The sequence below is a fragment of the Sinorhizobium sp. P24N7 genome, assembly GCF_042436655.1.
Classification (GTDB): Bacteria; Pseudomonadota; Alphaproteobacteria; order Rhizobiales; family Rhizobiaceae; genus Sinorhizobium; species Sinorhizobium meliloti_A.
The window spans coordinates 218,628-244,974 of the sequence record NZ_JBHMIW010000001.1 but is presented as its reverse complement, the minus strand read 5'-3'; the positions used below and the strand labels follow the sequence as shown (position 1 = coordinate 244,974).

Genomic DNA, 26,347 nt, shown 5'->3' with positions numbered 1-26,347 from the left:
GAAACATCGTGATCTAGCGTCGCGGCCGCATTCAACCTGGAGCCGCCGCCCGCTCACGGGCAATCGAAAGAGACGGAGGCCGCCACTTGCCGCTTCGCATCATCTTCATGGGCACGCCGGAATTTTCCGTGCCGACGCTCCTGGCGCTCGCCGGGGCGGGTCACGAGATCGCCGCCGTCTACACGCAGCCGCCGCGGCCGGCCGGCCGGCGCGGCCTCGACCTCAAGAAATCCTCCGTGCATCAGGCTGCCGAGCGCCTCGGCATTCCGGTGTTGACGCCCGTCAACTTCAAGGACGCCGCGGACCGTCAGACCTTCCGGGATTTCGGTGCGGACGTGGCGGTCGTCGTCGCCTACGGGCTGCTGCTGCCGGAGGAAATACTCTCCGGCACCCGCTTCGGCTGCTATAACGGCCATGCCTCGCTCCTGCCGCGCTGGCGGGGGGCGGCGCCGATCCAGCGGGCGGTCATGGCCGGCGACCGTGAGACGGGTATGATGGTGATGAAAATGGACAAGGGGCTCGATACCGGCCCCGTCGCTCTCGCGCAGTCGGTTCCGATCGACGAGACGATGACGGCCGGCGAATTGCACGACCGGCTGATGCAGGTCGGAGCGGTGCTGATGACGGAGGCCATGGCCAAGCTCGAGGCCGGCGAGCTTCCGCTCGCGCCGCAGGCGCAAGAGGGCGTCGCCTATGCCGCCAAGATTTCGAAGGAAGAGACCCGCATCGATTTCTCCCGGCCGGCGGCCGAGGTGCACAACCATATCCGCGGCCTCTCGCCTTTTCCCGGCGCCTGGTTCGAACTCGACATTGCCGGCCGCCACGAACGCGTCAAGGTGCTTGGCTCCGAGATGTCGGAAGGGAAAGGTGATCCCGGAGAAGTGCTTGATAGTACTCTCAGCATCGCCTGCGGAAAAGGCGCGGTGCGGCTGACGAGATTGCAGCGTGCGGGCGGCAAGGCGCTCGCCTCGGCCGATTTCCTGCGCGGCACGCCCATCGCTGCCGGCGCGAGGATCGCCTGATGCCCCGCTATCGCCTGACCGTCGAATATGACGGTTCCGATTATGTCGGCTGGCAGAGGCAGGACAACGGTCCCTCGATCCAGGGCGCGATCGAGAAGGCGGTCCTGTCGCTCACCCGCGAGACGGTCTCGATCCGCGGCGCCGGGCGCACCGATTCCGGCGTTCATGCCAGGGGGCAGGTGGCGCATCTCGATCTCACGCGCGAGTGGAAGTCGTACACGCTGCAAAACGCCCTCAACGCGCATCTGGCGCTCGCCGGCGAGCGGGTGTCGATCCTCGATGTCGCGGAAGCCCCCGGCGATTTCGATGCGCGTTTCTCTGCAATCCGCCGGCATTATCTCTATCGGATCGTTTCCCGCCGGTCGCCACTGGCGCTGGAGGCGCGGCGCGCCTGGTGGGTGCCGAAGCCGCTCGATCACGACGCGATGCACGAGGCGGCGCAGCGCCTCGTCGGCCATCACGATTTCACCACCTTCCGCTCGGCCCACTGTCAGGCGACGAGCCCCTTGCGCACGCTCGACCGGCTGGACGTGACCCGTGCGGGCGAGCTCATCGAAATCCGCGCCACGGCACAAAGCTTTCTCCACAACCAGATCCGTTCCTTCGCGGGCTCCCTGAAGCTCGTGGGCGAGGGCAAATGGACGCCGGATGACCTGCAGACCGCACTCGAAGCACGCGACCGCAAGGCGTGCGGCCCGGTCGCCCCGCCGGACGGGCTTTACTTCATGCGGGTGGATTACTAGCTGGAAACAGCAGCCCCTCATCCGGCCTGCCGGCCACCTTCTCCCCGCACGCGGGGCGAAGGGACAAGCGGCGCTCGCTCGGTTCACCTTTCACGCAAGCGGCTGCACGGAGCGCGAAGAGCATGCCGCTTGTCCCTTCTCCCCATCATATGGGGAGAAGGTGCCGGCAGGCGGATGAGGGGCTTTCACGAACGCCGCCGCTCAACCCGGCATCAAGCCGAGCAGGCGCTGCAGGAACTGCATGATCATCAGCGGTGACAGCAGAAAGATCGCGGCAAGGGCGGCGGCGAGCAGGTTCTGCTTGGCGGTAACGGTCCGCAAGAGGCGGAAGAGCAGCGCGGAGCTGGCGACGAGCAGCAGAAGCCACAACAGGGCTGCCATACCGGCGCTGCCGGGTATGACCAGCAGCAACGCGGCCGGTACCGCCATGGCATAGGTCAACGGGACCTGGAGCCAATTGGTCGTGACGATTACCGGCACCACCAGGACGGAAAAGCCGAGCGGGCGCGAGAGGACGGCAATCAGCACGATCGGCAGCAGCCAGCTCACCAGGTCGACGGCGAGAAGCTTCCCGAAGAAGCCGATGCCGACTGTCGTGCCGGTCGGCATCACCGAGAGATAATAGAGCCGCCATGAGGCCCAGCCCACGGCCAGCGCCGGCAGCGTCCAGAGGATCGCCGTGAAGGAGCGCCACAACCCGCTCTCGCTGATGTCCAGCCAGCGATAGCCTTCGTGGTTGCCCTGGATCAGCAGCCACAGCCCCTTGATATAGACAAGGACTTCCTCAAGCAGCGGCATGACCGAACCAGCGGGCGATGAAGGTTTCGTAGATCCCGGTCAGGGTTTCGAGATCGGCAAGGGCGACGCGTTCGTCGACCATGTGCATGGTCTTGCCGACGAGGCCGAATTCGACGACCGGGCAATAGTCCTTGATGAAGCGCGCGTCCGATGTGCCGCCGGTGGTCGACAGCTGCGGCTGCCGCCCGGTGACGGCCTCCACGGCACCTGAAAGCGAATCGATGAGCGCGTTGTTGCGCGTCAGGAAGACGTGGCTCGGACGCTCGTTCCAGACGATCTCGTATCTGGCCGGAGCGCGGCCGGGTCTCAGCGCGCTGTCGGCTGCTGCGCGGTCGAGACGCGCGACGATCTCCGCCATCAGGCTTTCGGCCGTCCAGCGGTCGTTGAACCGGATGTTGAAGGCGGCGCTCGCCCTCGCGGGAATGACGTTGACTGCGGAATTGCCGACGTCGATGGTCGTGACTTCGAGGTTCGAAGGCTGGAAATTTTCCGTTCCGTCGTCGAAGGGCGGATCCATCAGGGCCTTTGCGAGCTGCAGGATGCTGCGTACCGGATTGTCCGCAAGGTGCGGATAGGCCGCGTGGCCCTGGACGCCGTGAACGGTGATCCGGCCGGAGAGCGACCCGCGCCGGCCGATCTTGATCATGTCGCCGATGCCGTCCGGATTGGTCGGCTCGCCGACGAGACAGGCGTCCCAGCGCTCACCCCTTGCCGCCGCCCATTCGAGGAGCTTCACCGTGCCGTTGATCGCCGGGCCTTCCTCGTCGCCGGTGATGAGGAAGGAGATCGAGCCCTCAGGCGCGCCATGCTTCTCGATATGGCGGGCGACGGCCGCCACGAAACAGGCAATGCCGCCCTTCATGTCGACTGCGCCGCGTCCGTACATTTCACCTTCGGCGATCGCGGCGGAGAAGGGCGGTCGACTCCAGGCGGCCTCGTCGCCGACCGGCACCACATCGGTGTGACCGGCGAACATCAGATGCGGTCCGTCGCCCCCGATTCGGGCATAAAGGTTTTCGATGTCCGGCGTTCCGGGTTCCTTCGCCACGACCCGGTCGACCTTGAAGCCGACCGGTGCCAGCATGGCTTCAAGAGTGGTCAGCGCGCCTCCCTCGGCGGGTGTGACGGAGGGGCAGCGAATGAGGGCAGCGAGATTGGAGACGGGATCGGTCGGGAACATGGAAGGTATGCCTGCGAAGCCGGTGGGCCAGAAAATGTAGTCCGGGAACAGAGATTGCCGGTTTATCCGATCAGCCACCCGCTGTCACGTCCGATGAACCAAGCGGGTTCCCCCGGGGCGCTGAAAAGAGAACGGGCCGGACAGATGTCCGGCCCGCCATCGACCCCGTGTTGGGAGGGCAGGAAAGGCTACTCGCCGGGGGCGAGATGCGGGGCTTCGATATGCGCTCCGGTGTGCTTCAGAGGCCTTTCGCCGGAAAGCTTGCGGATGAGCACATAGAAGACGGGCGTCATGAAGATGCCGAAGGCCGTGACGCCGATCATCCCGGCAAACACCGCCACACCCATGGCGGAGCGCATTTCCGCCCCTGCGCCGGTGGAGGTGACGAGCGGCACGACGCCCATGATGAAGGCCATCGAGGTCATCAGGATCGGTCTGAGCCGGAGGCGGCTCGCCTCGATCGCGGCACTGACGGCATTGCTGCCGGACAGCTCCAGTTCGCGGGCGAATTCGACGATCAGGATCGCGTTCTTTGCCGACAGACCCACCAGAACGATGAGGCCGATCTGGGTGAAGACGTTGTTGTCGCCGCCGGTCAGCCAGACACCCGTCAGCGCCGCCATGATGCCCATCGGCACGATCAGGATGATCGCGATCGGCAGCAGCAGGCTCTCATACTGGGCCGCAAGCACGAGATAGACGAGCAGCAGCGCCAGCGGAAAGACGAGGATGCCCGAATTGCCGGCGAGGATCTGCTGATAGGTCAGGTCCGTCCACTCGTACGAAATGCCGGGCGGCAGCGTCTCGGCCGCAATCCGCTCGATGGCCGCCTGCGCCTGGCCGGAGGAGAAGCCGGGTGCCGGTCCGCCATTGATGTCGGCGGCGAGGAAGCCGTTGTAGCGGATCGCCCGCTCGGCGCCGACCGTCTGCTCCACGTTGAGCAGGGCCGACAGCGGAATCATCTCGCCCGTCTGCGAACGCACCTTCAACTTGCCGATGTCGTCGGCGTGGCTGCGATAGCTCGCATCGGCCTGGATGCGCACGCTGTAGGTGCGGCCGAACGCGTTGAAGTCGTTGACGTAGAGCGAGCCCAGATAGATCTGCAGCGTCTCGAACACGTCCGTGACCGCGACGCCGAGCTGGCGCGCCTTGGTGCGGTCGAGGTCGGCATAGAGCTGCGGCACGTTGATCTGGTAGCTCGAATAGAGCCCGGCGAGTTCGGGTGCCGCCATCGCCTTGGCGAGGACGGCCTTGGTCGCATCGTCCAGCGTCCGGTAGCCGAGGCCGTTCCTGTCTTCGATCTGCAGCTTGAAGCCGCCGGTCGTGCCGAGGCCCTGGACGGGCGGTGGCGGGAACATGGCGATGAAGGCATCCTGGATCGCCCCGAACTCCTGGTTCAATTGCATGGCGATGGCGCCGCCCGAAAGTTCGGGCGTCGTACGCTCCTCGAACGGCTTCAGCGACACGAAGACGATGCCGGAGTTGGACGAGTTGGTGAAGCCGTTTATCGACAGGCCCGGGAAGGCGATGGCGTGTTCGACGCCCGGGTGCTTGAGGGCGATCTCGCTCATGCGCCGGATGACGTCTTCCGAGCGATCGAGCGTCGCCGCGTCCGGAAGCTGTGCGAAACCGATGAGATATTGCTTGTCCTGGGCCGGCACGAAGCCGCCGGGCACCGCGCGGAAGAGCACGAAAGTGACCCCGAGGAGGACGACATAGACGCCCATGACCAGCGACTTGCGGGTAAGGATGCCGCCGACGCCGCGGCCATAGGCCTCCGAACTCGCTCCGAAGAAGCGGTTGAAGCCGCGGAAGAACCAGCCGAACAACCGATCCATGACCCGCGTCAGACGGTCCTTCGGGGCGTGGTGGTCCTTCAGGAGAAGGGCGGCGAGCGCCGGCGAGAGCGTCAGCGAGTTGAGGGCTGAAATCACCGTCGAGATCGCGATGGTCAGCGCGAACTGGCGGTAGAACTGGCCGGTGAGCCCGGTGATGAAGGCGAGCGGCACGAATACCGCGACGAGAACCAGCGCGATCGCGATGATCGGCCCAGACACCTCCTGCATGGCGCGATAGGTTGCCTGCACCGGCGAGAGACCCTGGGAGATATTTCGTTCGACGTTCTCGACGACGACGATGGCGTCGTCGACGACGATGCCGATCGCCAGCACCAGGCCGAAGAGGCTGAGCGCGTTGATCGAGAAGCCGAAGACATACATCACCGCGAAGGTACCGACGATCGAGACGGGCACGGCAACGAGCGGGATGATCGAGGCGCGCCAGGTCTGCAGGAAGACGATGACGACGACGACCACGAGCGCGATGGCTTCGAGCAGGGTGTGGATGACCGATTCGATCGACGCCCGGACGAACTGCGTCGTGTCGTAGACGATCTCGTAATCGACGCCATCCGGCATGGTCTGCTTCAGCTCGGCCATGACCTTGTGGACATTTTCGGAGATCTGGATGGCGTTGGAGCCGGGCGCCTGGAACACGCCCATGCCGACGGCGGCCTTGTTGTCGAGAAGCGAGCGGAGCGAATAGTCCGCCGCCCCCATTTCGACGCGGGCGACGTCGCCGAGGCGCGTGATCTCCCCGCTATCGCCCGATTTGACGACGATGTCGGCAAAATCCTCGGGTGTCTTGAGGCGGCCCTGAGCGTTGACGGAGAGCTGCAGGTCGAGGCCGGGAACCGACGGCGAAGCGCCGATGACGCCGGCGGCTGCCTGGACGTTCTGCCCACGGACGGCATTGGCGATGTCGCTCGCTGCAAGCCCGCGCTCTGCGGCCTTTTCGGGGTCGATCCAGACGCGCATGGAATAGTCGCCGCCGCCGAAGATCTGCACCTGGCCGACGCCGTCTACGCGCGCCAGCCGGTCCTTGACGTTCAGGACGCCGTAATTGCGCAGATAGTTGATGTCGTATTGCCCGTTGGGCGAAATCAGGTGCACGACGAGCGTCAGGTCGGGCGAGCTCTTGACGGTGGTGACGCCGAGCCGGCGCACCTCTTCGGGCAGCCGCGGCTCGGCCTGCGAGACGCGGTTCTGCACCAGCTGCTGAGCCTGGTCCGGGTCGGTTCCGAGCTCGAAGGTGACGGTCAGCGTCATCAGACCGTCGGCGGTCGCCTGGCTCTGCATGTAAAGCATGCCCTCGACGCCGTTGATCTGCTCTTCGAGCGGCGTAGCGACGGTTTCGGCGATGACGGCCGGGTTGGCGCCCGGATATTGCGCCCTGACCACGATCTGCGGCGGAACGACTTCCGGATATTCGGAAATCGGCAGGCCGGTCATGCCGATCAGGCCCGCGACGAAGATGATCACGGAGAGAACGCCCGCGAAGACCGGGCGGTCGACGAAGAAGCGTGAGAAATTCATGGCATCCCCCTTGGGAACTTCAGGCAAGCAGGGAGCGTCTGCGGCGAAAATGTTCGCTGCGAGCACCGGTGCATGCCGTAGGAATGTGTTGTGGGCGCCCTGCCTCTATGGTTCGGCAGGGCGCAGGCGCTTTATGGCTTGGCGATCGAGGCGGTAGCCTGTTCGGCCGGCTGCGGGGCAACCACGACTCCGGGGCGCACGCGCTGCAGGCCGTTGACCACGATGTTCTCACCCGGCTTCAGGCCGTTCTCCACGATCCGCAGACCGTCCGCGACGGGCCCGAGCGTGACCTGGCGGTACTCCACCTTGTTGTCGGCGCCGACGACCAGGACGAATTTCTTGTCCTGATCCGAGCTGATGGCGCGGTCGCTGATCACCAGCTTTTCCTCGGGCTGCGGATCGCCGATCCGGATTCGCACGAACTGGCCCGGGATCAGGCGGCCGTCGGCATTGGCGAGTTCCGCCCGAAGGCGAATCGTGCCGGTTGCCGCGTCCACCTCGTTGTTGATGAGCTGGATATGGCCGGTGATCGGCGTTCCCTCGTCGGCGGACGTGCCGACCTCGACGGGAATGCGTTCGATTGCCTCGGTCCTTGCCGCCGAGGCGGAAAGCTTCGCCAGGGCTGCCGCCACGACCTCTTCGCTGGCATTGAAGCTGGCATAGATCGGGTCGACGGATACGAGCGTGGTCAGCACCGGCGAGGCGGAGCCGGCGGAGACCAGATTGCCCGCCGTCACGTTGAGCCTGCCGACGCGGCCGCTGATCGGCGCACGCACTTCGGTATATTCCAGATCGAGTCTGGCGGTCTGGAGGGCGGCCTTCGCCGAGCGGAGGTTCGCCCGCGCCTCGTCGTAGACGCTGAGCCTCTGGTCGACCCCGCTCTGCGGGATAGCGTTGGTGGTCACCAGTTTGCGGCCGCGTTCGAGTTCGGTCTTGGCGAGCGCGACACGGGCCTCGGCTGCGGCGACCTGAGCCTCGGCGCGCTCGACTGCTTCGGCAAAGGGTTCGGGGTCGATCGTCACGAGCAGATCGCCCTTCCGGACCAGCGCGCCTTCACGGAAATGGGCGCTCAGGATGGCGCCGCCGACGCGGGGACGGATCTCGACGCGCTCGATCGCTTCGAGCCGGCCGGAGAAGCTCTCCCAGGTCGTGATGCGGCGCGATTCGGCCTTGGCGACGGAAACCGGAACGGCCGGCGGGGTCGCTGCTGCTGCGGGCGCTTCGGTCGCGGCATCCGCCTGGAAACGCTGGGGCAGCCCGAAGAAGACGGCTGCGCCGCCGCCGACGGACAAAAGGATGCTCAAGCCGGCGCCCCACAGGACCCGGCGGGTTACTGTCGATGTCATGTTTTCTCCTCGCCGGTTGGGAGCCCGGCTCTGTGCTTACTGTCTTATCTGTTACTCTTTGGCCGGCTTCGCTCCCGCCTGCTTGAAAAAGCGGGAAAAGATGCCGGATAGGATTTCTTCGTGCGATGGCAAGATTTCCTGCGCCGCACCGCCGACAGGCAGCCATGAGGCACGCCCCGGCAGCACATGCGTTTCCACCGGAACGCCGGCCTTGCGGAGACGCTCGGCATAGGCTTCGGCCTCGTCGCGCATCGGACACTCCTCGCTGGTGACGACGAGGGCCGGAACGAGACCGCCGAGCCGGCTGCAATGGCCCGGCGCTGCATAGGGATGCGTGAGCCCACTGCGCTCGCCGAGATATTGTTGCCAGCCTTCGGCGATCGATTGCACCGAACTCTGCGGACAGAACTTGCGAAAAGAAGCCGTTGCCAGGCATGGGTCGAGCAGCGGCGACAGCAGGATCTGGCCTTTGAGGTCGGTCAGAAACTGATCGCGCGCCATCAGCGCCAGGCCGGCCGCGAGATTGCCGCCCGCCTCTTCGCCGGCGACGAACAGCATCGACTTCTTGTGCGCGAACTGCGGACAGCGGCTGCGCATCGACGAAAGCATCGCATAGGCGCAGTCGAGTGCCGCCGGAAACGGGTTCATGCACGCGGAAGGATATTCCGGCGAGATGACGACCGCGCCCGCGGCCGCCAGGGAGTTGGCCACGTTTTCGCCCGCCGCGATCGAATCGTCGACGAAGCCGCCGCCATGGAGATGCAGTACGATCGGCGGCGGCGCGAGCAGCGATGCGCCGCGGTAGACACGGGCGCGGCACGAGCCTTTGCTCGTCTGCATCGTCTCTTCCGTAAATTGCGCGTTCATCTCTCTTGTCTCCGCCACGGGTGAATCCCTAGATGAGGGACAACTCGCGATGTTTGCAGCATATCATTGTCTTTCGTCTGGAATAGTCCGCGGGTTGTGATTACACTATTCGGTATTTCGAACAATTCGGTTATTGAAAATGGACCAACTCACGGCCATGCGCGCCTTTCTTCGGGTTGTGGAGACCGGCAACTTTACCCGTGCCTCCGCCTCCCTCAACATGCCGAAGGCGACCGTCACCAATCTCATCCAGGGACTGGAGGCGCATTTGCGCACGAAACTGCTCAATCGTACCACGCGGCGCGTCCTGGTGACGCCGGACGGTGCGCTTTATTACGAACGCGCCGCACGGCTGCTTTCCGACCTCGACGAACTGGACGGCAGCCTCTCGACGGCCCAGAGCCTGCCGAAGGGCCGGCTGAGAGTCGAGACGGCAAGCGCCTTCGCCAATCTGGTAATCATTCCGGCGCTGCCCGAGTTCCACGAGAAGTACCCTGATATCCAGATCGATCTCGGGGTTTCCGACCGAACGATCGACTATCTCGCGGAGAACGTCGATTGCGCCATACGTGCCGGTACCCTGACGGATCAGTCGCTGATCGCCAGGCGCATCACGGAGATGAAGTTCGTCGCCTGCGCCTCGCGGGATTTTCTCGAGCGGCACCCGGTGCCGCAGCACCCTTCCGATCTGGAGAAGAATTGCTACGTGGTCGGCTATTTCCTGCCCAAGACCGGTCAGCAGATGCCGTTCCATTTCCGGCGCGGCAACGAGGAGATCGAGGTCAGTGGGCGCTATACGGTGGCTGCGAACGAATCGACCACCTATCTTGCCGCCGCCCGGGCGGGATTGGGCGTCATCCAGGCGCCGCTCTTCATGGTGCGCGAGGACCTTCGCAGCGGGACGATGGTTCCGGTTCTGCCCGACTGGCAGGTCGAGCCGATGCCGATCTATCTCGTCTATCCGCCGAACCGTCATTTGAGCAGCCGTTTGCGCGTTTTCGCCGATTGGGTCGTGAAGGTCATGGCGCAGTCGCAGAACGGGGAGTGACGACCCGTTCTCACCTGTTCGTCTGCGCGTCGTAGCGCTCGCGCGCGGCGTCGAGCTTCCCGAAATGCGTCTCCGCCCAGCGATCGAGCACGACCAGCGCTTCGCTCAGCGAGCGGCCCACCTCGCTCAGCCGATATTCGACATGCGGCGGCACGGTCCCCTTGTCCTCGCGGATCACCAGCCCGTTTCGCTCCAGTTCCTTCAGCGTCTGCGTCAGCATCTTCTGCGAGACGTCGCCGAGCCTGCGCATGAGCGCGGCGTTGCGCATCGGGCCGGACTCCAGCGCGGAGATGATCAGCATCGCCCATTTGCTGGCCACGAGCTCCAGCGCGTGACGCGAGGAACATGTCGGATCGAAAACACTGGGCGTGGATTGCATGGCGGTCGGGGGCGTGGAAGCCGGGTTCGCAGACATTTTGACGGTTACCAAAAGGTGCGTAATTGCACTTCAGTGCCCATGCTACAAGATTGACGCCAGAGTTCAAATCATTGGAGAACAGGAATGGCGTGGATCATGCTTGTGGCGGCGAGCGCCGTCGAGATCGTCATGGGGCTTGCGCTCAAATATGCAGACGGCTGGACCCGGCCGGTTCCCAGCATCATCGGCGTGGGCGCAGCATTGGGCAGTGTCTATCTGCTCACCATCGCGATGCGCGACCTGCCTGCCGGCACGGCCTATGCCGCATGGACCGGCATCGGTGCGGTCGGCATCACCGTGCTGGGCATGGTTCTCTTCGGCGATCCGGTGTCCTGGCTCAGGCTTGCCTGCATTGCCATGATCATCGTCGCCGTCGCAGGTCTGCGCTTCCTGGAGGCCTGATCCGTAGGGGGTTCATCTCAAAGTTCCCGCCGCGATGCCGATCACCCGGCGGGAAATGCCATCTCAAGGCTGGCGCTTCTTGGCGTTGTTGCGCTTGGCACCGGGCTTGAAGTCGCCGGTTTTCTGCGCTTCGGGCTTGCCCTTCTTCTTGCTCCAGGGCTTCGCGCCTCGGCTGTCCGGATGCGCATCCTGCGCGACGGGAGGCTGCTTGTCGAACTTGCGCTTCGGCTTGAAGTCCTTGTGCTCGCGCTCCGATGCGGCCGCCGGCGGCCGCTTCCTCTCGAAGTCCGGCTTGTCCTGCCGCGGCCTGGAGGTGTCCGGGGCACCGGGAAGGGTTTTGACGCGAATACCCTTTTCCAGCAGCCGGTTAGGGCCGATCGCGGCAAGGAGGCGTTCTGCGCCGTCGGCCGTCATCTCGACATAGGTTTCCTCGGGCTGCATGCGGATCGCGCCGATATCGCGCTTGCTCAGCTTGCCGTAACGGCAAAGCATCGGGATCAGCCAGCGGGGCTCGGCGTTCTGCTTGCGCCCGACGGAGAGGGAAAACCACTGGCCGTCGGCGAAGTCGGCTCGCGGAGCCGGGTCGCTGTCGGCCGTGAAAGCCGGGCCGTCGCGACGCGGTTTCCTGCGATCGTCGTAGACGGCGACCTCCACGAGCTCCTCCGGAGCGGAACGGTTCGAGCGGAACTGCCGGACGAAGGCCGCGGCGATCTTTTCCGCCCCGTACCGGCTGATCAGCGTCTCGACGATCGCCTGTTCATCCTCGCGCGGCGCTTCGGCAAGGGCCGGATCGGCGGCGATGCGCTCGTCGTCGCGGCGTGCCACCTCGTCGGCCGACGGGGGCTTCGCCCAGGCGGCGGTAATCCGCGCGTTTTCAAGCAGCCGCTCGGCCTTGCGGCGGGCATTCACGGGCACGATCAGCGCGCTCACGCCTTTCTGGCCGGCGCGACCGGTCCGGCCGCTGCGATGCAGCAGCGTGTCGGAGTTGGTCGGCAGGTCGGCATGGATCACGAGCTCGAGGCCCGGAAGGTCGATCCCGCGCGCCGCAACGTCGGTCGCGATGCACACGCGGGCGCGGCCGTCGCGCATGGCCTGCAGTGCGTGGGTGCGTTCGTTCTGGCTGAGCTCGCCGGAGAGCGCCACGACGGAAAAGCCGCGATTGTTGAAGCGGGCGGTCAGATGGTTGACCGCGGCGCGCGTCGAGCAGAAGACGATCGCATTCCTCGCTTCGTAAAAGCGCAGCACGTTGATAATGGCATTCTCACGGTCGCTCGGCGCCACGAGCAGCGAGCGGTACTCGATGTCGCCATGCTGCTTCTGCTCGGAGGTGACGCCTATGCGGACGGCGTCGCGCTGGTAATTCTTGGCGAGCGTCGCGATCGAGCGCGGCACGGTGGCAGAGAACATCAGCGTGCGGCGATCCGCCGGCGACGCCTCGAGAATGAACTCCAGGTCCTCGCGGAAACCGAGGTCCAGCATCTCGTCGGCCTCGTCGAGTACGACGGCCTTCAGTCCCGATATATCGAGCGATCCACGGCGGATATGGTCGCAAAGCCGCCCCGGCGTGCCGACGACGATATGGGCGCCGCGTTCCAGCGTGCGCCGTTCGCTGCGCATGTCCATGCCGCCCACGCAGGAGGCGATGGTGGCCCCCGTCATCTCGTAAAGCCAGTCGAGCTCGCGCATGACCTGCAGCGCCAATTCGCGCGTCGGCGCGATGACAAGTGCAAGCGGTGCGCCGGCCTGCGCGAATTTCCTTGCCGAACCGATGAGCGTCGGCGCCAGTGCGAGGCCGAAGGCCACGGTCTTGCCGGAGCCGGTCTGGGCGGAGACGAGCGCGTCGGCGGTGCCGAGCGACGGATCCAGCATGGCTTGCTGAACCGGCGTCAGCGTCTCGTAACCGCGTTTTGCCAACGCCTCGGCGATCGCCGGCGCGATCCCTGCGAATTCTGTCATGTCTCTTCTTTCGGATTTCGGTTGTCGTCGGCGGAAGAGCGGACCTCGGTGCAGGCCGTCATCAGGCGTCGATTGCCGCGGCCAACGTGGTCGCGGCCCTATTCAGTTGCCGCGCTACATACTTGGTGAGCGTTGAAATGTACAGGGCGGAATCAATCGCCGGCCGGCGCGTTGCGGCGGCTGCCATACTCGTTTGCCATGTTTGCGCCCGGCCAGAGGCAGAGACCGATGAAAACGATCGGGCTCAGAACCGGGATGAAGAGGCAGAGCGCCAGCGGACCGGGATAGCCGATATCGTGCAGGCGCTTGATCGCCAGCATGGCGATGGAGACGGTCGAAAGCACGCCGGAGACGATCAGAGCCAGCGTCGAGAACGCGAGCGCCGCGTCGTCCACCTCGTTCTTCATCATCTGCGCCAGGAAGATGGAGCCGACGGCGAACCAGAAGAGCCAGGCGAGGAGAAAAGGCAGGCGGCCGATACGGCCGGAGGGGCTGAAGAACAGCCACATCATGCTCGGCTCCCGCCCCTCCTTGGCCATCGTCAGTCCCGGAGCAGTTCGTTGATGCCGGTCTTGGAGCGGGTCTTCTCGTCGACCCGCTTGACGATCACGGCGCAATAGAGGTTCGGCGCCGGCTGCCCATTGGCCATGGTGGAGCCGGAAGCCATGGAGCCGGCGACGACGACGGAGTAGGGCGGCACTTCGCCATACATCACCTCGCCCGTCGCGCGGTCGACGATTTTCGTCGACTTGCCGATGAAGACGCCCATGCCGAGCACCGAACCTTCGCGGACGATGCAGCCTTCGACCACCTCGGAGCGGGCGCCGATGAAGCAATTGTCCTCGATGATGGTCGGCCCGGCCTGCATCGGCTCCAACACGCCGCCGATGCCGACGCCGCCGGAAAGATGCACGTTCTTGCCGATCTGCGCGCAGGAGCCGACGGTCGCCCAGGTGTCGACCATCGTACCCTCGCCGACATAGGCGCCGAGATTGACGAAGGAGGGCATCAGCACCGCATTCGGTGCGATATAGGCGGAGCGGCGGACCACGCAGTTCGGAACGGCGCGGAACCCGGCCTTCTCGAATTCGTTGACGCTCCAGCCGTCGAATTTGGAGGGGACCTTGTCCCACCAGACGGCTTCACCCGGGCCGCCCTTGACGAGTTCCATCGGATTGAGGCGGAAGGAGAGGAGCACCGCCTTCTTGAGCCACTGGTTGACCGTCCAGGTGCCGTCCTCACCCCGTTGCGCGACGCGTACCTTGCCGCTGTCGAGCAGGTTCAGCGCCGTTTCCACGGCGTCGCGAACCGCGCCGCGGGTGCCGGTGTTGACGGCGTCGCGCCCTTCGAAAGCGGTCTCGATCGTCTGCGACAGGGAGGCGAGGTCGTGGTTCGTCATCGGAATTCCTTCGAGTTCGGCGTTGTGCTGCAAGCTCTACTGCATAATTCCCCGAATCGGAACCAGCTTCACGGATTATGCAGCGATTCAAGATGTCGCGCGGCTTCGCCGAAACCTCGCGCCCATGGAGCATGATCCTCAAAAAGTTGAAGGCCTTTTCGGCTCGCGCTCCTCAACGGGACTTGGCAAGTCTCGACTAATCCGGCAGTAGGGACGCCTCTATGACCGAGAAAGACCCGAAGGGACGCGTCCGGACGAGGTCTCGGGTGTTCGAAACGCGACGGGAAACGAAACATGGCACGCATGAAGAAGCGGACTCTGCGCCGCAAGGATGGGGTCTGGGATCCGCTGGCAGACAGCTCCCAGAGCAGGCAACGTGCATCGAGCGTTCCTTTGACGCCGCAATCGGCTTCGCCCACCTATCGTCTCGCCTATATCGACGACGATTTCCTGTGTCGTGAGGAACTGAGGCCCGTCCGCCTGCAGCTCGAGCTCCTGAAGACCGAGATGATGCTCGAGGAGCGCGGCATCAACTCCACCGTGGTGATGTTCGGCGGGGCGCGCATTCCGGAGCCCGGCGGCGAAGCCTGGGCCGCCAAGAACGACATCCAGCGCAAGAATCTCGAGGCTGCGTCGGTCTATTATGACGAGGCGCGCAAGTTCGCGCGATTGTGCTCGGAGCAGTCGGCAAAGCTCGATTACAAGGAATATGTGGTGGTCACGGGCGGCGGTCCCGGCGTCATGGAGGCGGGAAACCGCGGCGCAGCCGATGTCGGCGCACCTTCGATCGGCCTGAACATCGTGCTTCCGCACGAGCAGGCGCCGAACCAGTTCGTCACGCCGGACCTGTCCTTCAATTTCCACTATTTCGCCATCCGCAAGATGCATTTCCTGCTGCGCGCCAAGGCGGTCACGGTCTTCCCCGGCGGCTTCGGCACGCTCGACGAGTTGTTCGAAACCATGACGCTGATGCAGACCGGCCGGCTTGCCCTGGTGCCGCTCATCCTCTTCGGCGAGAAGTTCTGGCGCAGCATCATCAATTTCGAGGCGCTGGCCGAGTTCGGAACCATCGCGCCCAACGACATCGACCTGCTGCACTTCGTGGAGACGGCCGAAGAGGCATGGGAGATCATTGCCGGGTTTTACGAGAAGGTCGACCCCCGCTCGGTCCCGATGGCGTCCGGACGGCGGTAGTTACGCGGTCGAAACCACCCTGCGCAGGAAACCCGCCAGATCTTCCGTGACGTAGTCGATCTGATCGTCCGCGTCGCTCGACGTTTCCCAGGCCTCGGCAAATTCGTATTCGAGATTGCGCGGCACGAGCAGCACGGTCTTCATGCCGAGCGCCTTCGGGACGACCAGATTGCGCGGCAGATCCTCGAACATGACCGCATTCGCCGTGTCGATGCGGTGAAGGCCCATGAATTTGTCGTAGGTGTCGCCGGCGGGCTTCGGTATGAAGCCGGCGGCGACGATGTCGAAGATATCGTTGAAATGGTCGAGGATGCCGAGCGCCCGCGCGGTCATCTCCGCATGGGCGACGCTGCCGTTGGTGAAGATGAACTTGCGTCCGGGCAGCGCCTTGATCGCCTCGCCGAGCGCCGGGTCGGCCGGCACCACGCTGTAGTCGATGGCGTGGGCTCTTTCGAGGAAATCGTTGGGGTCGATGCCGTGATGAAGCATCAGGCCCTGAAGCGTGGTGCCGTGGTCGCGGTAGTATTCCTTCTGCAGCTTCTTCGCCTCCGCAGGCTCCAGCGACAGGAGTTCGGCAACATAGGCCGTCATGTTGCGGTCGATCTGTGAGAACAGATTGACGTGATGCGGATAGAGCGTGTTGTCGAGGTCGAAGACCCAGTCGGTGACATGGGCGAATTCGGCGTGGGTCGGCAGGCGGTCGAGCTTCTTCATGGCGGGTTTATGACACGGGCGGCCTTGCGAAGCAAAACGGTTTGTTCACCTGTGCCCCGATTGGTCATGGATTGTTTTCGGCCTGCGTGCTAGCGGGCAAATATGGAAACCTGGGTTCTCATCACTGTCGCCGCGGCCTTCCTTCAGAATGTCCGCTCCGCCATGCAGAAGCACCTGAAGGGCGTCATGGGCACCACCGGCGCGACCTTCGTGCGCTTCGGCTTCGGACTGCCTTTCGCGCTCCTCTACCTCGTCCTGCTTTGGCGCGCCGGCGGGCATCAGCTGCCGGTGCCGAACGGCACTTTCTATCTCTGGGCGGTGGTCGGCGGAATGGCGCAGATCGCCGCGACCTTCCTGCTCGTCCATCTCTTCTCCTTCCGCAACTTCGCGGTCGGCACGGCCTATTCCCGCACCGAGCCCGCACAGGCGGCGCTCTTCGGGCTGATCTTCCTCGGCGAAAAGGCGAGCCAGGGAGCGTTGGTCGCGATCGCCATTTCGGTGGTGGGCGTCATGCTGATCTCCGTCGCCCGAACGACGCTCAGCGCGCGCTCGCTGCTTGCATCGGTCTTCAGCCGCACGGCGGGCATGGGGCTGCTTTCCGGTACCTTCTTCGGTCTCTCGGCGGTGTCCTACCGCTCGGCCTCGCTGGCGCTGGAGCCGAGTCTGCCTCAGCCGGACTATGTGATCCAGGCGAGCTTCACGCTCGGCTTCGTCATCCTGCTTCAGACGATCGTCATGCTTTTGTGGATCGTCGCGCGTGAACGCGACGAACTGAAACGCATAGGCGCCGCCTGGAAGCCCGCTTTCGTCGTGGGCTTCGTCGGCGCCTCGGCCTCCTTCGGCTGGTTCGCGGCGATGACGCTGCAGCAGGCGGCGATCGTCAAGGTGGTCGCTCAGGTGGAGATGCTGTTCACCTTCGCCTCTTCCTTCTTCATCTTCCGGGAGTGGATCAACCGGCTCGAACTGGTCGGCTGCCTGCTCATCGTGCTCGGCGTGGTCATGCTGCTCGTCTTGTGAGGGCTCGGCAAGCAGCACGAATAGATGCCCGAATTTCGGCGGACGGCGCGTGTGGCTGATGCTACAAAGCAATATGCTTTTCGATCTGCCGAACGACGATATCCTTTACGATGCGCTGCTGGCCCGCAGTTCCGATTATGAGGGCCAGGCCTTCGTTTGCGTCAAGAGCACCGGCATCTTCTGCCGGCTCTCATGTCCCGCCCGCAAGCCGAAGCGGGAGAACACTTTGTTCTTCGACAGCATTTCCGCCTGCATCAATTCCGGCTTCCGGCCGTGCCAACGTTGCCGCCCGCTGGAAGATGCATCCGGGAAAGATCCGCTCGTCAAGGAGCTTGTCGAGCTGCTCGACCGCCGGCCGGAGCATCGCTGGACGGAGGGCGATCTCGTGCGGCGCGGCTTCGATCCGTCGACAGTGCGGCGCGCCTTCAAGCGATCCCTCGGCGTCACCTTTCTCGATCTCGCCCGCCAGCGGCGAATGGGCGAGGCCGCACGCCAGCTCTCCGGCGGCGCCAGTGTCATCGAGGCGCAGATCGACGCAGGCTATGAGTCGCCGAGCGGTTTTCGCACCGCCTTCGGGCGGCTGATCGGTCAGGCTCCCGCGAAATCGCAGGGGCGCGTGCTGCTCTTTGCCGACTGGATAGAGACGCCACTAGGCCCCATGGTGGCGGTTGCCGACCAGACGCATCTTCACCTCATCGAGTTCCATGATCGCAAGGCCCTCCCGGCCGAAATGGAGAGTCTCAAGCGAAAGACGCACTCTGCGGTGGTGCCCGGCAGAACGCCGCCCATCGATCAGGTGGAGCGCGAGCTCAACGACTATTTTGCCGGGCGCTCAGCCGATTTTCGAACACCGCTCGCCCTCGACGGCAGTGCCTTCGAGCGTCAGGTATGGGCAGAACTCGTTGCGATACCCGTGGGCGAGACACGCTCCTACAGCGACATCGCGCGGAAGGTCGCCACCCCGCAGGCGGTGCGTGCCGTGGCCAGGGCCAACGGCTCCAACTGCCTCGCAATCGTCGTGCCCTGCCACCGTTGCATCGGCGCTGACGGATCGCTGACGGGCTATGGGGGCGGGCTCCGGCGCAAGCAATGGCTGCTTCGCCACGAGGGCAGAATGCGTCCTGTAGGGCTTTTCGGAGAGTGGGACCGGGAGATGCCTGCGCGGGCCGCCGCTCCAACGATGTAACGGATACGATCAACCTGACGGACTGGGAGAAGATACGATGAGCCAGGAAGAAAGAGCGCTTGCCTTCGGGGCACTGCACCGGAAAGGCGATCCGGTGGTTCTGTACAACATCTGGGATGCAGGCAGCGCCCGGTGCGTGGCCGAGGCCGGCGCCAAGGCGCTCGCCACCGGGAGCTGGTCGGTCGCGGCGGCGCATGGATACGGAGACGGGCAGAAGCTGCCGCTGCCTCTGCTGCTCGAGACCGTGCGCGAGATCGTCGCGGCAACGGACCTGCCGCTCTCGGTGGACTTCGAGGGCGCCTATTCGGAGGACCCGGCCCAGGCCGCGGCCAATGTCGCGCAAGTGATCGATGCGGGCGGGATCGGCATCAATTTCGAGGACCAGATGGTTGGCAGGGGCGGCGTCCATCCGATCGACAAGCAGGCGGCTCGCATCCGCGCGATCCGCGAGATGGCGGAGCGACAGGGCATCGCACTGTTCGTCAACGCCCGCACCGACCTCTTCCTGCAGGAAAGCGATGCGGCGCGCCACGCGGCCCTGATGGAGGATGCGATCGCCCGCGCCGAGGCCTATGCGGATGCGGGCGCGAGCGGCTTCTTCGCACCGGGTCTCGCCGATCGGGACCTCATCGCCAGGCTCTGTGCGGCATCACCTTTGCCGGTCAACGTGATGATGATGCCGGGGGCGCCGGACATTGCCACGCTTGCGGCCGCCGGCGTCGGGCGGGTGAGCTATGGGCCGTTCCCATACCGGGAGATGATCGCCCGGCTGCGCGGCGAGGCGGAGAATGTTTACGGGGCAAGGTAAGAGATTGGTCCCTCATCCCGCTGCCGTGACCCTTTCCCCGTCATGACGCGTCAAGACGGGGAGAAGGTTAGGGTAAGGGGCAGATCACGCAAACAAGGCGCGCCTCACGGCACGATCAGCGTGCCTGCGCCGTGCTCGGTGAAGATTTCGAGCAGCACCGAATGTGCCGTTTTGCCGTTGAGGATGACGACGCCCTGGACGCCGGCCTTGATCGCCTCGATGCAGGTCTCCACCTTCGGGATCATGCCGCCCGAGATGGTGCCGTCGGCGATCAGCGCCCGCGCCTCGGCGACCGAGAGCTGCTTGATGAGTTCGCCCTTCTTGTTGAGAACGCCCGGAACGTCGGTCAGGAAGAGAAGGCGCGTCGCATTGAGCGCGCCGGCGATGGCGCCGGCAAAGGTGTCCGCGTTGATGTTGTAGGTGTGGCCGTCCCGTCCCGGCGCCACAGGCGCGATCACCGGTATCATCTCGGAGCGGGCGAGCAGATCGAGAAGGGTGCGGTCGACTTCGACGACATCGCCAACGAAGCCGAGGTCGAGCACGCGCTCGATGTTGGAATCCGGATCGCGGAAGGTCTTCTTCGCCTTTTCCGCAAACACCATGTTGCCGTCCTTGCCGCAAAGGCCGATCGCCCATTCGCCCGTCTGGTTTATGAGCGCGACGATCTCTTTGTTGATCGACCCGGCAAGCACCATTTCGACGATTTCGACGGTCTTTTCGTCTGTGACGCGGAGCCCGCCCTCGAATTTGGACTCGATGCCCATCCGGTTGAGCATGGCGCCGATCTGAGGGCCGCCGCCGTGAACGACGATCGGATTGACGCCGGACTGCTTCAGAAGCGCGATATCGCTGGCAAAGGCGCGTCCGAGGTCGGCATTGCCCATGGCGTGGCCCCCGTATTTGACGACGATCGTCTTGTTCTCGTAGCGCTGCATGTAGGGCAGGGCCTGGGCGAGCAGGCGGGCCTGAATTTCACTTTCTGATGCGGACATGGCGGATCCTCGAAAAATACCGGCTGCTGTTTAGCGCAACTCTCTGACGGATGGAATGATCCGGGCGCAACATAAAGCCATTGTGACGGCGGTCGCCTGGCTGAGCCGAAGTGCTCGCCGCGTGCGCGGCATGGCCGAGAAGCCGATTGACGGCGCTGGCGATTTGACTGATCCTGCTTTGATCCGGAAAGGACCGCCGCAGTCCCGAGAATAGGCGCATCGACGCCTGCCTGGAAGAGATCGAAGGGAATCGTGCCGGCCCTCTAAAGCTGAGAGAGTGCAGGAAGCCATGACGACGCAGAAGCCCGAAAGCGGAGATTCCCGCCGCGACGAGGTGATCGCGGGAGAGTACGTGCTCGGCGCGCTGTCTGCCGAGGACCGTCGCAAGGCCGAGGCGCGCATGGCAACGGACCGAAACTTCGCCGCCATGGTCATCCGCTGGCAGAACAATCTTGCGGCCTTCGGCGACGCCTATGAATCGGTCGCGCCGCGCCGCAGGTTTCGCTCCTCCGAGCACGCGGTCTTCGAAGCGGGCCGGGGCGCAGACGACCCCCGCGGTATCTGGGGCTCGCTTCCCCTTTGGCGCAGCGTCGCGCTGGTATCGCTTTCGGCTGTCGTCGTAATGGCAGGCGCGGTGGCCGGACTTTTCAGCGATCGCCGGGGCGGTACGCAACTCGTTGCGAGCCTCGAAGCGCAAGGCAGCGCCATCAACCTCGTCACGCACTTCGAACCGGCTACGGGGCGCCTCAGACTGTCGCCGGCCGCCGCCGGACAGATGGAGGAGAAATCGCTCGAACTCTGGCTGATCAAAGGTGACGATCCGCCGGTCTCGCTCGGCGTGCTGCCGCCGTCCGGCGAGGGGGAAATCGTGCTCGAGCCGGGAATGCGAAGCCGGATTGCCAGCGGCTCCAGGCTCTCCGTCAGTGTCGAGCCCCTGGGCGGCTCGGCGACCGGCTCGCCCACCGGTGCGGTCATCGCGCAAGGCACCGCGCGCGCTTTCTAAGTCTCGTTCCACGCGGGCCACGCAGTCACGGCAGGAATGCCGCGACCGCTTTGAGCGCCGTGCGCCCGAGTGGACGCACAAAGTTTGAGTTCATGACGGCTGCTGCAACTCTGGTCGGTTTGTCGGCACAGCGGCGCTGTGGGAACCTTTCGGAGGACTGCAATCTCTCCTCTTCCTCATTCCTGTGCTTGTCACAGGAATCCAGCCAGACCAAGTCCTTGGGCTGGAAAGGCTCTTCCGCGCCGCAGACGCGGCGCTGCTTTCATCCTGTGACGAGCCCAACCGGCCGTGGTGGGTATCCCGAATCTCAACAAGCCTTAATCCAATTTGTCGTATCGACGCATCGTGCTTTCCGGAAATCGATACCGATTTTTGGGCCGATGCGGTAAATTACGATATCAGGCCGAACCGGCTGCGGGAGGAAGAAGCACTTCCGCCTTTCGCTCCAGATTCGGCCAATGCCAGTTGCATCGCCCGATGGAGGTTCCGATGATCAGCCGGCGCGACTTGCTGATGGCGGGCGCGGCCCTGGCCGCGGTGGTCACCTTGCGCGGTCTGTTATGGCCCATGCGCGCCGTCGCCGGCGACACCTTCGAAATCACCAGGACCGACGCGGAGTGGCGGGCGCTGCTCGGCGAGAACCGCTATCGCATTTTGCGGGAGGAGGGCACGGAGCCGCCGTTCAGCAGCCCGCTCGACGATGAAAAGCGAAACGGCCTCTTTCAATGCGCGGGATGCGCCTTGCCCGTCTATTCCTCCGAGGCGAAATATGACAGCGGTACCGGCTGGCCGAGCTTCTGGCAGGCGCTACCCGGCGCGATCGGCACACGCGAGGACGATACCCTGTTCATGACGAGGACCGAATGCCACTGCCGCCGCTGCGGCGGTCATCTCGGCCACATCTTCGACGACGGTCCGCCGCCGACCGGCAAGCGGCACTGCATCAACGGTCTCGCCCTGTCATTCGTACCGGAAACTGCCTGAGCGTGGGGATCTTCCCGCCGGCTCCGGCGAGAAGATCGCTGTGCAGCAACCGATCAGAATGTACCCGCCTGCGGCGACGGCGTCTGCGCCTCGGAAAGGGCTGCCTGAAGCTTCTGTTCCTGCTCCGGCGAGAGCGATGTCTTCAGCACGCGGCCGCGCAGGCCGGAGAATTCGGCCAGCACCTTTTCCGGCTGCACCTTGCGCACCAGAACGAAGAGCGCCGAGGAATTGTTCGGGATGGTGTTGCCGAGCGACTTGATGAAGTCGTCGTCGATCCCGTAATCGACAAGCGAGCCGGAAAGCGCACCGGCACCGGCGCCGATAGCGCCGCCGAGGGCGAAACCCGCGAGCGGATTGAGGAAGAGTAGCCCGACGAGCCCGCCCCAGAGGGAGCCGGAAAGGAGGCCGGACGTGGCTCCGACGGTGGTCAGGTTCATGCTCTGCTTCAGATGCACCTTGCCGTCGGCGTCGCGAACGACGACGACCGCATCTTCCAGATCGATCAGATACTCCTTCCTCAGGCTGTTGAGCTTCAAGAGGACCTTGTCGGCCTCATCCGTCGAATCGAATCCCACGACAATCAAATCGGACATGTCTCTCTCCTGATCCTTCGGGCAGACAATCTGCCGCCGCGAAGCAGAGATAGAGCGCTTTTCATGTCAGGGTAGTGACGGAGGTCGAAGACGAGGGGATCGCCCTTCAGCGGCGCCGTTTCGCGCGTCAGCGCGTCACGGCAAGCTCGATCGCCGCGCGGAGGTCCTCGATGCCTTCGCCCTTTTCCGACGATGTCGACAGCACTTCCGGAAAGGCCGCCGGCCGCTTCTTGATCTTTTCGAGGGTTTCCCCGACGAGGCGCGGCACGCCGGCCGCCTTGATCTTGTCCGTCTTGGTCAGCACGATCTGATAGGAAACCGCAGCCTTGTCGAGGAGTGCCAGCACGTCCTCGTCATTTTTCTTGATGCCGTGGCGCGCGTCGATCAGCACGTAGACGCGCTTCAGCGTCGAGCGTCCGCGCAGATAGTCGAACACCAGCTTCGTCCAGGCGTCGACCTGTTCCTTGGGAGCCTGCGCGTAGCCGTAGCCCGGCATGTCGACGAGCGCCATCGGCGGCAGGTCGTCGGCCTCGCCGGAATAGCCGTCCGGCACGAAATAGTTGAGTTCCTGGGTGCGGCCGGGCGTGTTCGATGTGCGCGCAAGGCCCTTATGGCCCACGAGTGCGTTGATCAGCGACGACTTGCCGACATTGGAGCGGCCGGCAAAGGCGATCTCCGTCGGTCCCTCCGGCGGCAGGAACTTCATCGACGGCACGCCGCGGATGAAGATCCACGGCCGGCCGAAGACGCTTGCGGCATTCTGCTTGTTCGTCCCGGACATGTTCTGGCGTTTCCTCTTTGGCCTCGGCATCAGGCTTTTGCAGAGGCTTGTCAAGCTTGAGAGCGCCGGGGCGGCGCCGGTGGCGCTCGGGAAATCGAAAAGAAAAGCCCCGGAACGCGTCGCACCGGGGCTTCCAACTCTTTCACTGCGCTTCCTGGAAGTGCTCTATTCCGCCGGTTTCGGTTTCTTCGAGAAGAGCGACTTCAGATTGTCGAAGAGTTCGACCTTGACGCCCTGACGCTTCATGATGATGCCCTGCTGCAGGATCGACAGCGTGTTGTTCCAGGCCCAGTAGATCACGAGACCGGCCGGGAACGATGCCAGCATGAAGGTGAATACCACCGGCATCCATGTGAAGAGCATCGCCTGGGTCGGGTCCGGCGGCGTCGGGTTCATGCGCATCTGCAGGAACATGGTGATGCCCATGATGATCGGCCAGACGCCGAGATGCAGGAAGGACGGAGCATCGAAGGGCAGGAGGCCGAAGAGATTGACGATCGTCGTCGGATCGGGCGCGGAGAGATCCTGGATCCAGCCGAAGAACGGCGCATGCCGCATCTCGATGGTGACGTAGATCACCTTGTACAGCGCGAAGAACACCGGGATCTGGATGAGGATCGGCCAGCAGCCCGCCAGCGGGTTGATCTTCTCTTCCTTGTAGAGCTGCATCATCGCCTGCTGCAGCCCCATCCTGTCGTCGCCGAATTTCTTCTTCAGCTCCTCCATCTTCGGCTGAACCTTCTTCATGTTCGCCATCGAGGCGTATTGCTTGTTGGCGAGCGGGAAGAAGATGAGCTTGACGACGATCGTGGTGATCAGGATCGCGATGCCGAAATTGCCGAAGAGACGGAAGAAGAAATCCATCATTTTGAACATCGGCTTGGTGATGAAGTAGAACCAGCCCCAGTCGATCAGCTTGTCGAAGTTGGGGATCGAATACGCCACTTCGTAATTGTCGACGACCGGGACTTCCTTGGCACCGGCGAAGACGAGGTTCTTCAGCTCCACGGACTGGCCGGGGGCAACCGTCACCGCATCGCTCTTGTAGTCGCTCTGGTAACGCGGGCGCCCGTCGGCGAAATGCGAGAACCGGATGTCGAAGGGCGTCGCCTGCGGCGGCACGATCGTCGCGGCCCAGTATTTATCGGTGATGCCCAGCCATCCGCCGGTCGACTTACCCGGTTCGACGGGCTCGTCGTCTTCGACCTTGGAATAGCCAACTTCCTGGAGGCCATGCTCTCCCGCAACGCCGACGAAGCCCTCGTGGAGCACGTAGATGCTCGGAGTCGTCGGCTTGTTGAAGCGCGTGACGCGGCCGTAGGAAGACAGGGAAACCGGCGCGGCGGTCTCGTTCTTGATGCTGTCGACCACCTGGAACATGTAGCGGTCGTCGACCGAGATGGTCCGGGAAAAGGTGATGCCCTTGTCGTTCGTATAGCTCAGCGTCACCGGCGTCGAGGGGGTGAGCTTGTCGCCGCCCGAAAGCGTCCATGTGGTCTGCGGCCCCGGAACCGATCCGGTCGCGTCCGATCCGATATAGCCGATTTCCGTGAAATAGCCGTCGGCGGTCTCCGCCGGGCTGAAGAGCGTGATGACCGGGCTCTTCGGGTCGACTGTTTCGTGGTAGCCCTTGAGTTTCAGGTCGTCGAAGCGTGCGCCGGTCAGGTTGATGGAGCCGGAAAGCGCCGGCGTGTCGATCGCCACGCGGGCCGATTTGCCGATTGCCTGATCGCGGCTTTCGCCTGCGCTCGGGATCGCACCGCCGGGCAGCGCCTGTCCAGGTGCAGCGGGCTGAGCGCCTGGCTGTTGCTGGGTCTGTTGCGCCTGCTGCGCCTGTTCCGCGGCAATGCGGTCCTTTTCCATCTTCGGGCTGACATAGAAGAACTGCCAGGCGATGAGGATCAGCACGGAAAGGGCGATCGCCACGAAATAATTGCGGTTGTTTTCCATCATGATTTCCTGGAACCGGCCGGTGGCCGCTTCTGTTTCGGCTTGTTTTCGATGCGATCCCGAAGCGCCCGAGTCAATGCGTCGAAAGGGGCATTCAGGAGATCGCGCCGGGCGACAATCACATAGTCGTGTCCGGGTTTCATTGCAAACCCGGCCGAAAGCCGCACGGCTTCCTTGAGGCGTCGGCGCATTCGGTTTCGCTCGACGGCATTGCCGTGTTTCTTGGTAACGGTGAAGCCGACGCGGGCTTCTCCCTCCGGATCGTTCCGGTCGAGAACTTCGAGGAGAAATAGCGGGCCTCTGCGGCTTTCTCCAGCCCGGACCGCCAAAAACTGCGGACGGCTTTTCAGCCGCCCGACAGCCGTCTTGTCTTTATCTGTCGTCATTTGCCCGGACATAAGGTTTCGGGCAGATTCGGCTTACGCCGAAAGACGCTTGCGGCCACGAGCCCGGCGGGCTGTGAGGACCTTGCGCCCACCCTTGGTGGACATACGTGCACGGAAGCCGTGACGGCGCTTGCGAACAAGCTTGGACGGTTGGTAGGTACGCTTCATTTATTTTAATACCGCGGT

At 64.2% G+C, this 26,347-nt stretch carries 26 protein-coding genes; 10 read left to right on the top strand and 16 right to left on the bottom strand.

Annotated features, from left to right (window positions below):
• Nucleotides 1-86: 86 nt before the first annotated feature.
• Both fmt and truA read left to right on the top strand, forming a co-directional pair.
• The gene (gene fmt / locus ACFHWW_RS01120; RefSeq protein ID WP_338277819.1) at nt 87-1,022 is read left to right on the top strand and encodes a methionyl-tRNA formyltransferase; all 936 of its coding nucleotides are present in this window, start codon (nt 87-89) and stop codon (nt 1,020-1,022) included.
• Nucleotides 1,022-1,765, top strand: coding sequence for a tRNA pseudouridine(38-40) synthase TruA (gene truA / locus ACFHWW_RS01115; protein ID WP_018094023.1), 744 nt, complete (start codon nt 1,022-1,024; stop codon nt 1,763-1,765). The genes fmt and truA overlap by 1 nt, the downstream gene beginning before the upstream one ends.
• 201 nt (nt 1,766-1,966) lie before the next feature.
• On the opposite strand, the gene ACFHWW_RS01110 is transcribed toward truA, so the two are convergent.
• From ACFHWW_RS01110 to ACFHWW_RS01090, 5 genes are all read right to left on the bottom strand, one after another.
• Nucleotides 1,967-2,563, bottom strand: a complete 597-nt coding sequence (locus ACFHWW_RS01110; protein WP_018094024.1) for a hypothetical protein — start codon at nt 2,561-2,563, stop codon at nt 1,967-1,969.
• A complete protein-coding gene (gene dapE, locus ACFHWW_RS01105) occupies nt 2,550-3,743 on the bottom strand; it encodes a succinyl-diaminopimelate desuccinylase (RefSeq protein WP_379937237.1) in 1,194 nt (397 codons plus the stop codon). The genes ACFHWW_RS01110 and dapE overlap by 14 nt, the downstream gene beginning before the upstream one ends.
• A 188-nt stretch (nt 3,744-3,931) precedes the next feature.
• The gene (locus ACFHWW_RS01100; protein WP_100669743.1) at nt 3,932-7,117 is read right to left on the bottom strand and encodes an efflux RND transporter permease subunit; all 3,186 of its coding nucleotides are present in this window, start codon (nt 7,115-7,117) and stop codon (nt 3,932-3,934) included.
• Between the two features lie 131 nt (nt 7,118-7,248).
• Nucleotides 7,249-8,463: an efflux RND transporter periplasmic adaptor subunit gene (locus tag ACFHWW_RS01095; RefSeq protein ID WP_379937057.1), complete on the bottom strand. Its 1,215-nt coding sequence runs from the start codon at nt 8,461-8,463 to the stop codon at nt 7,249-7,251.
• A gap of 51 nt (nt 8,464-8,514) precedes the next feature.
• Nucleotides 8,515-9,330: an alpha/beta hydrolase gene (locus tag ACFHWW_RS01090; protein ID WP_100669742.1), complete on the bottom strand. Its 816-nt coding sequence runs from the start codon at nt 9,328-9,330 to the stop codon at nt 8,515-8,517.
• Between the two features lie 139 nt (nt 9,331-9,469).
• On the opposite strand from ACFHWW_RS01090, the gene ACFHWW_RS01085 reads away from it, so the two are divergent.
• A complete protein-coding gene (locus ACFHWW_RS01085) occupies nt 9,470-10,378 on the top strand; it encodes a LysR family transcriptional regulator (RefSeq protein WP_100669741.1) in 909 nt (302 codons plus the stop codon).
• 10 nt (nt 10,379-10,388) lie between these two features.
• Here the strand turns inward: ACFHWW_RS01085 and ACFHWW_RS01080 are convergent, their stop codons facing one another.
• Nucleotides 10,389-10,793 (bottom strand): helix-turn-helix domain-containing protein, encoded by a 405-nt coding sequence (locus ACFHWW_RS01080; RefSeq protein ID WP_198516588.1) that lies wholly within the window; start codon nt 10,791-10,793, stop codon nt 10,389-10,391.
• An 87-nt stretch (nt 10,794-10,880) separates the two neighbouring features.
• Between ACFHWW_RS01080 and ACFHWW_RS01075 the strand changes: the two genes are divergently transcribed.
• The gene (locus ACFHWW_RS01075) at nt 10,881-11,198 is read left to right on the top strand and encodes a multidrug efflux SMR transporter (protein ID WP_018094031.1); all 318 of its coding nucleotides are present in this window, start codon (nt 10,881-10,883) and stop codon (nt 11,196-11,198) included.
• 63 nt (nt 11,199-11,261) lie between these two features.
• Here ACFHWW_RS01075 and ACFHWW_RS01070 read toward each other — a convergent pair whose 3' ends face one another.
• From ACFHWW_RS01070 to dapD, 3 genes are all read right to left on the bottom strand, one after another.
• Nucleotides 11,262-13,154: a DEAD/DEAH box helicase gene (locus ACFHWW_RS01070; protein WP_379937056.1), complete on the bottom strand. Its 1,893-nt coding sequence runs from the start codon at nt 13,152-13,154 to the stop codon at nt 11,262-11,264.
• Between the two features lie 152 nt (nt 13,155-13,306).
• The gene (locus tag ACFHWW_RS01065; RefSeq protein ID WP_379937055.1) at nt 13,307-13,693 is read right to left on the bottom strand and encodes a DUF805 domain-containing protein; all 387 of its coding nucleotides are present in this window, start codon (nt 13,691-13,693) and stop codon (nt 13,307-13,309) included.
• A 2-nt stretch (nt 13,694-13,695) separates the two neighbouring features.
• Nucleotides 13,696-14,553, bottom strand: coding sequence for a 2,3,4,5-tetrahydropyridine-2,6-dicarboxylate N-succinyltransferase (dapD, locus tag ACFHWW_RS01060; RefSeq protein WP_026168518.1), 858 nt, complete (start codon nt 14,551-14,553; stop codon nt 13,696-13,698).
• A gap of 294 nt (nt 14,554-14,847) precedes the next feature.
• Between dapD and ACFHWW_RS01055 the strand changes: the two genes are divergently transcribed.
• The gene (locus ACFHWW_RS01055; RefSeq protein WP_100669738.1) at nt 14,848-15,747 is read left to right on the top strand and encodes an LOG family protein; all 900 of its coding nucleotides are present in this window, start codon (nt 14,848-14,850) and stop codon (nt 15,745-15,747) included.
• On the opposite strand, the gene ACFHWW_RS01050 is transcribed toward ACFHWW_RS01055, so the two are convergent.
• Nucleotides 15,748-16,461 (bottom strand): pyrimidine 5'-nucleotidase, encoded by a 714-nt coding sequence (locus tag ACFHWW_RS01050; protein WP_338277840.1) that lies wholly within the window; start codon nt 16,459-16,461, stop codon nt 15,748-15,750.
• Nucleotides 16,462-16,563: 102 nt separating this feature from the next.
• Between ACFHWW_RS01050 and ACFHWW_RS01045 the strand changes: the two genes are divergently transcribed.
• Genes ACFHWW_RS01045 through ACFHWW_RS01035 form a run of 3 tightly spaced genes read left to right on the top strand, consistent with a single transcriptional unit; the run spans nt 16,564 to nt 19,472 of the window.
• Nucleotides 16,564-17,478 (top strand): DMT family transporter, encoded by a 915-nt coding sequence (locus tag ACFHWW_RS01045; RefSeq protein ID WP_338277843.1) that lies wholly within the window; start codon nt 16,564-16,566, stop codon nt 17,476-17,478.
• A gap of 58 nt (nt 17,479-17,536) precedes the next feature.
• Nucleotides 17,537-18,664, top strand: coding sequence for a bifunctional transcriptional activator/DNA repair enzyme AdaA (locus ACFHWW_RS01040; RefSeq protein ID WP_379937054.1), 1,128 nt, complete (start codon nt 17,537-17,539; stop codon nt 18,662-18,664).
• Between the two features lie 37 nt (nt 18,665-18,701).
• On the top strand, nt 18,702-19,472 hold the full coding sequence (locus tag ACFHWW_RS01035; protein ID WP_379937053.1) for an isocitrate lyase/phosphoenolpyruvate mutase family protein: 771 nt from the start codon (nt 18,702-18,704) through the stop codon (nt 19,470-19,472).
• Nucleotides 19,473-19,576: 104 nt separating this feature from the next.
• Here the strand turns inward: ACFHWW_RS01035 and argB are convergent, their stop codons facing one another.
• Nucleotides 19,577-20,464, bottom strand: a complete 888-nt coding sequence (argB, locus tag ACFHWW_RS01030) for an acetylglutamate kinase (protein WP_018094040.1) — start codon at nt 20,462-20,464, stop codon at nt 19,577-19,579.
• Between the two features lie 289 nt (nt 20,465-20,753).
• Here argB and ACFHWW_RS01025 point away from each other — a divergent pair, with 289 nt between their 5' ends.
• Nucleotides 20,754-21,467, top strand: coding sequence for an anti-sigma factor domain-containing protein (locus ACFHWW_RS01025; protein ID WP_275602590.1), 714 nt, complete (start codon nt 20,754-20,756; stop codon nt 21,465-21,467).
• 489 nt (nt 21,468-21,956) lie between these two features.
• The gene (gene msrB / locus ACFHWW_RS01020; protein ID WP_379937052.1) at nt 21,957-22,451 is read left to right on the top strand and encodes a peptide-methionine (R)-S-oxide reductase MsrB; all 495 of its coding nucleotides are present in this window, start codon (nt 21,957-21,959) and stop codon (nt 22,449-22,451) included.
• Between the two features lie 53 nt (nt 22,452-22,504).
• Here the strand turns inward: msrB and ACFHWW_RS01015 are convergent, their stop codons facing one another.
• The 5 genes from ACFHWW_RS01015 to rpmH all read right to left on the bottom strand — a co-directional run bounded on the left by ACFHWW_RS01015 (nt 22,505) and on the right by rpmH (nt 26,329).
• The gene (locus ACFHWW_RS01015) at nt 22,505-23,044 is read right to left on the bottom strand and encodes a DUF1269 domain-containing protein (protein WP_100669731.1); all 540 of its coding nucleotides are present in this window, start codon (nt 23,042-23,044) and stop codon (nt 22,505-22,507) included.
• Between the two features lie 127 nt (nt 23,045-23,171).
• Nucleotides 23,172-23,825 (bottom strand): ribosome biogenesis GTP-binding protein YihA/YsxC, encoded by a 654-nt coding sequence (gene yihA, locus ACFHWW_RS01010; protein ID WP_018094044.1) that lies wholly within the window; start codon nt 23,823-23,825, stop codon nt 23,172-23,174.
• A gap of 165 nt (nt 23,826-23,990) precedes the next feature.
• Complete coding sequence (gene yidC, locus ACFHWW_RS01005) at nt 23,991-25,775, bottom strand: membrane protein insertase YidC (protein ID WP_379937051.1); 1,785 nt, start codon at nt 25,773-25,775, stop codon at nt 23,991-23,993.
• Nucleotides 25,775-26,173, bottom strand: coding sequence for a ribonuclease P protein component (gene rnpA, locus ACFHWW_RS01000; RefSeq protein ID WP_018094046.1), 399 nt, complete (start codon nt 26,171-26,173; stop codon nt 25,775-25,777). The genes yidC and rnpA overlap by 1 nt, the downstream gene beginning before the upstream one ends.
• A 21-nt stretch (nt 26,174-26,194) precedes the next feature.
• Complete coding sequence (gene rpmH / locus ACFHWW_RS00995) at nt 26,195-26,329, bottom strand: 50S ribosomal protein L34 (RefSeq protein WP_003531576.1); 135 nt, start codon at nt 26,327-26,329, stop codon at nt 26,195-26,197.
• Nucleotides 26,330-26,347: the final 18 nt, after the last annotated feature.

What these genes read in the sequence shown, in the direction of transcription:
- truA (WP_018094023.1), top strand. Translation starts at nt 1,022, where the DNA reads ATGCCCCGCTATCGCCTGACCGTCGAATATGACGGTTCCGATTATGTC.
- ACFHWW_RS01015 (WP_100669731.1), bottom strand. Translation starts at nt 23,044, where the DNA reads ATGTCCGATTTGATTGTCGTGGGATTCGATTCGACGGATGAGGCCGAC.
- dapD (WP_026168518.1), bottom strand. Translation starts at nt 14,553, where the DNA reads ATGACGAACCACGACCTCGCCTCCCTGTCGCAGACGATCGAGACCGCT.
- ACFHWW_RS01080 (WP_198516588.1), bottom strand. Translation starts at nt 10,793, where the DNA reads ATGTCTGCGAACCCGGCTTCCACGCCCCCGACCGCCATGCAATCCACG.
- msrB (WP_379937052.1), top strand. Translation starts at nt 21,957, where the DNA reads ATGATCAGCCGGCGCGACTTGCTGATGGCGGGCGCGGCCCTGGCCGCG.
- dapE (WP_379937237.1), bottom strand. Translation starts at nt 3,743, where the DNA reads ATGTTCCCGACCGATCCCGTCTCCAATCTCGCTGCCCTCATTCGCTGC.
- ACFHWW_RS01070 (WP_379937056.1), bottom strand. Translation starts at nt 13,154, where the DNA reads ATGACAGAATTCGCAGGGATCGCGCCGGCGATCGCCGAGGCGTTGGCA.
- rpmH (WP_003531576.1), bottom strand. Translation starts at nt 26,329, where the DNA reads ATGAAGCGTACCTACCAACCGTCCAAGCTTGTTCGCAAGCGCCGTCAC.
- ACFHWW_RS01045 (WP_338277843.1), top strand. Translation starts at nt 16,564, where the DNA reads ATGGAAACCTGGGTTCTCATCACTGTCGCCGCGGCCTTCCTTCAGAAT.
- argB (WP_018094040.1), bottom strand. Translation starts at nt 20,464, where the DNA reads ATGTCCGCATCAGAAAGTGAAATTCAGGCCCGCCTGCTCGCCCAGGCC.
- rnpA (WP_018094046.1), bottom strand. Translation starts at nt 26,173, where the DNA reads ATGTCCGGGCAAATGACGACAGATAAAGACAAGACGGCTGTCGGGCGG.
- ACFHWW_RS01075 (WP_018094031.1), top strand. Translation starts at nt 10,881, where the DNA reads ATGGCGTGGATCATGCTTGTGGCGGCGAGCGCCGTCGAGATCGTCATG.
- ACFHWW_RS01035 (WP_379937053.1), top strand. Translation starts at nt 18,702, where the DNA reads ATGAGCCAGGAAGAAAGAGCGCTTGCCTTCGGGGCACTGCACCGGAAA.
- ACFHWW_RS01050 (WP_338277840.1), bottom strand. Translation starts at nt 16,461, where the DNA reads ATGAAGAAGCTCGACCGCCTGCCGACCCACGCCGAATTCGCCCATGTC.
- yidC (WP_379937051.1), bottom strand. Translation starts at nt 25,775, where the DNA reads ATGGAAAACAACCGCAATTATTTCGTGGCGATCGCCCTTTCCGTGCTG.
- ACFHWW_RS01085 (WP_100669741.1), top strand. Translation starts at nt 9,470, where the DNA reads ATGGACCAACTCACGGCCATGCGCGCCTTTCTTCGGGTTGTGGAGACC.
- ACFHWW_RS01065 (WP_379937055.1), bottom strand. Translation starts at nt 13,693, where the DNA reads ATGGCCAAGGAGGGGCGGGAGCCGAGCATGATGTGGCTGTTCTTCAGC.
- ACFHWW_RS01055 (WP_100669738.1), top strand. Translation starts at nt 14,848, where the DNA reads ATGGCACGCATGAAGAAGCGGACTCTGCGCCGCAAGGATGGGGTCTGG.
- ACFHWW_RS01095 (WP_379937057.1), bottom strand. Translation starts at nt 8,463, where the DNA reads ATGACATCGACAGTAACCCGCCGGGTCCTGTGGGGCGCCGGCTTGAGC.
- ACFHWW_RS01100 (WP_100669743.1), bottom strand. Translation starts at nt 7,117, where the DNA reads ATGAATTTCTCACGCTTCTTCGTCGACCGCCCGGTCTTCGCGGGCGTT.
- ACFHWW_RS01090 (WP_100669742.1), bottom strand. Translation starts at nt 9,330, where the DNA reads ATGAACGCGCAATTTACGGAAGAGACGATGCAGACGAGCAAAGGCTCG.
- ACFHWW_RS01025 (WP_275602590.1), top strand. Translation starts at nt 20,754, where the DNA reads ATGACGACGCAGAAGCCCGAAAGCGGAGATTCCCGCCGCGACGAGGTG.
- ACFHWW_RS01040 (WP_379937054.1), top strand. Translation starts at nt 17,537, where the DNA reads ATGCTACAAAGCAATATGCTTTTCGATCTGCCGAACGACGATATCCTT.
- yihA (WP_018094044.1), bottom strand. Translation starts at nt 23,825, where the DNA reads ATGTCCGGGACGAACAAGCAGAATGCCGCAAGCGTCTTCGGCCGGCCG.
- ACFHWW_RS01110 (WP_018094024.1), bottom strand. Translation starts at nt 2,563, where the DNA reads ATGCCGCTGCTTGAGGAAGTCCTTGTCTATATCAAGGGGCTGTGGCTG.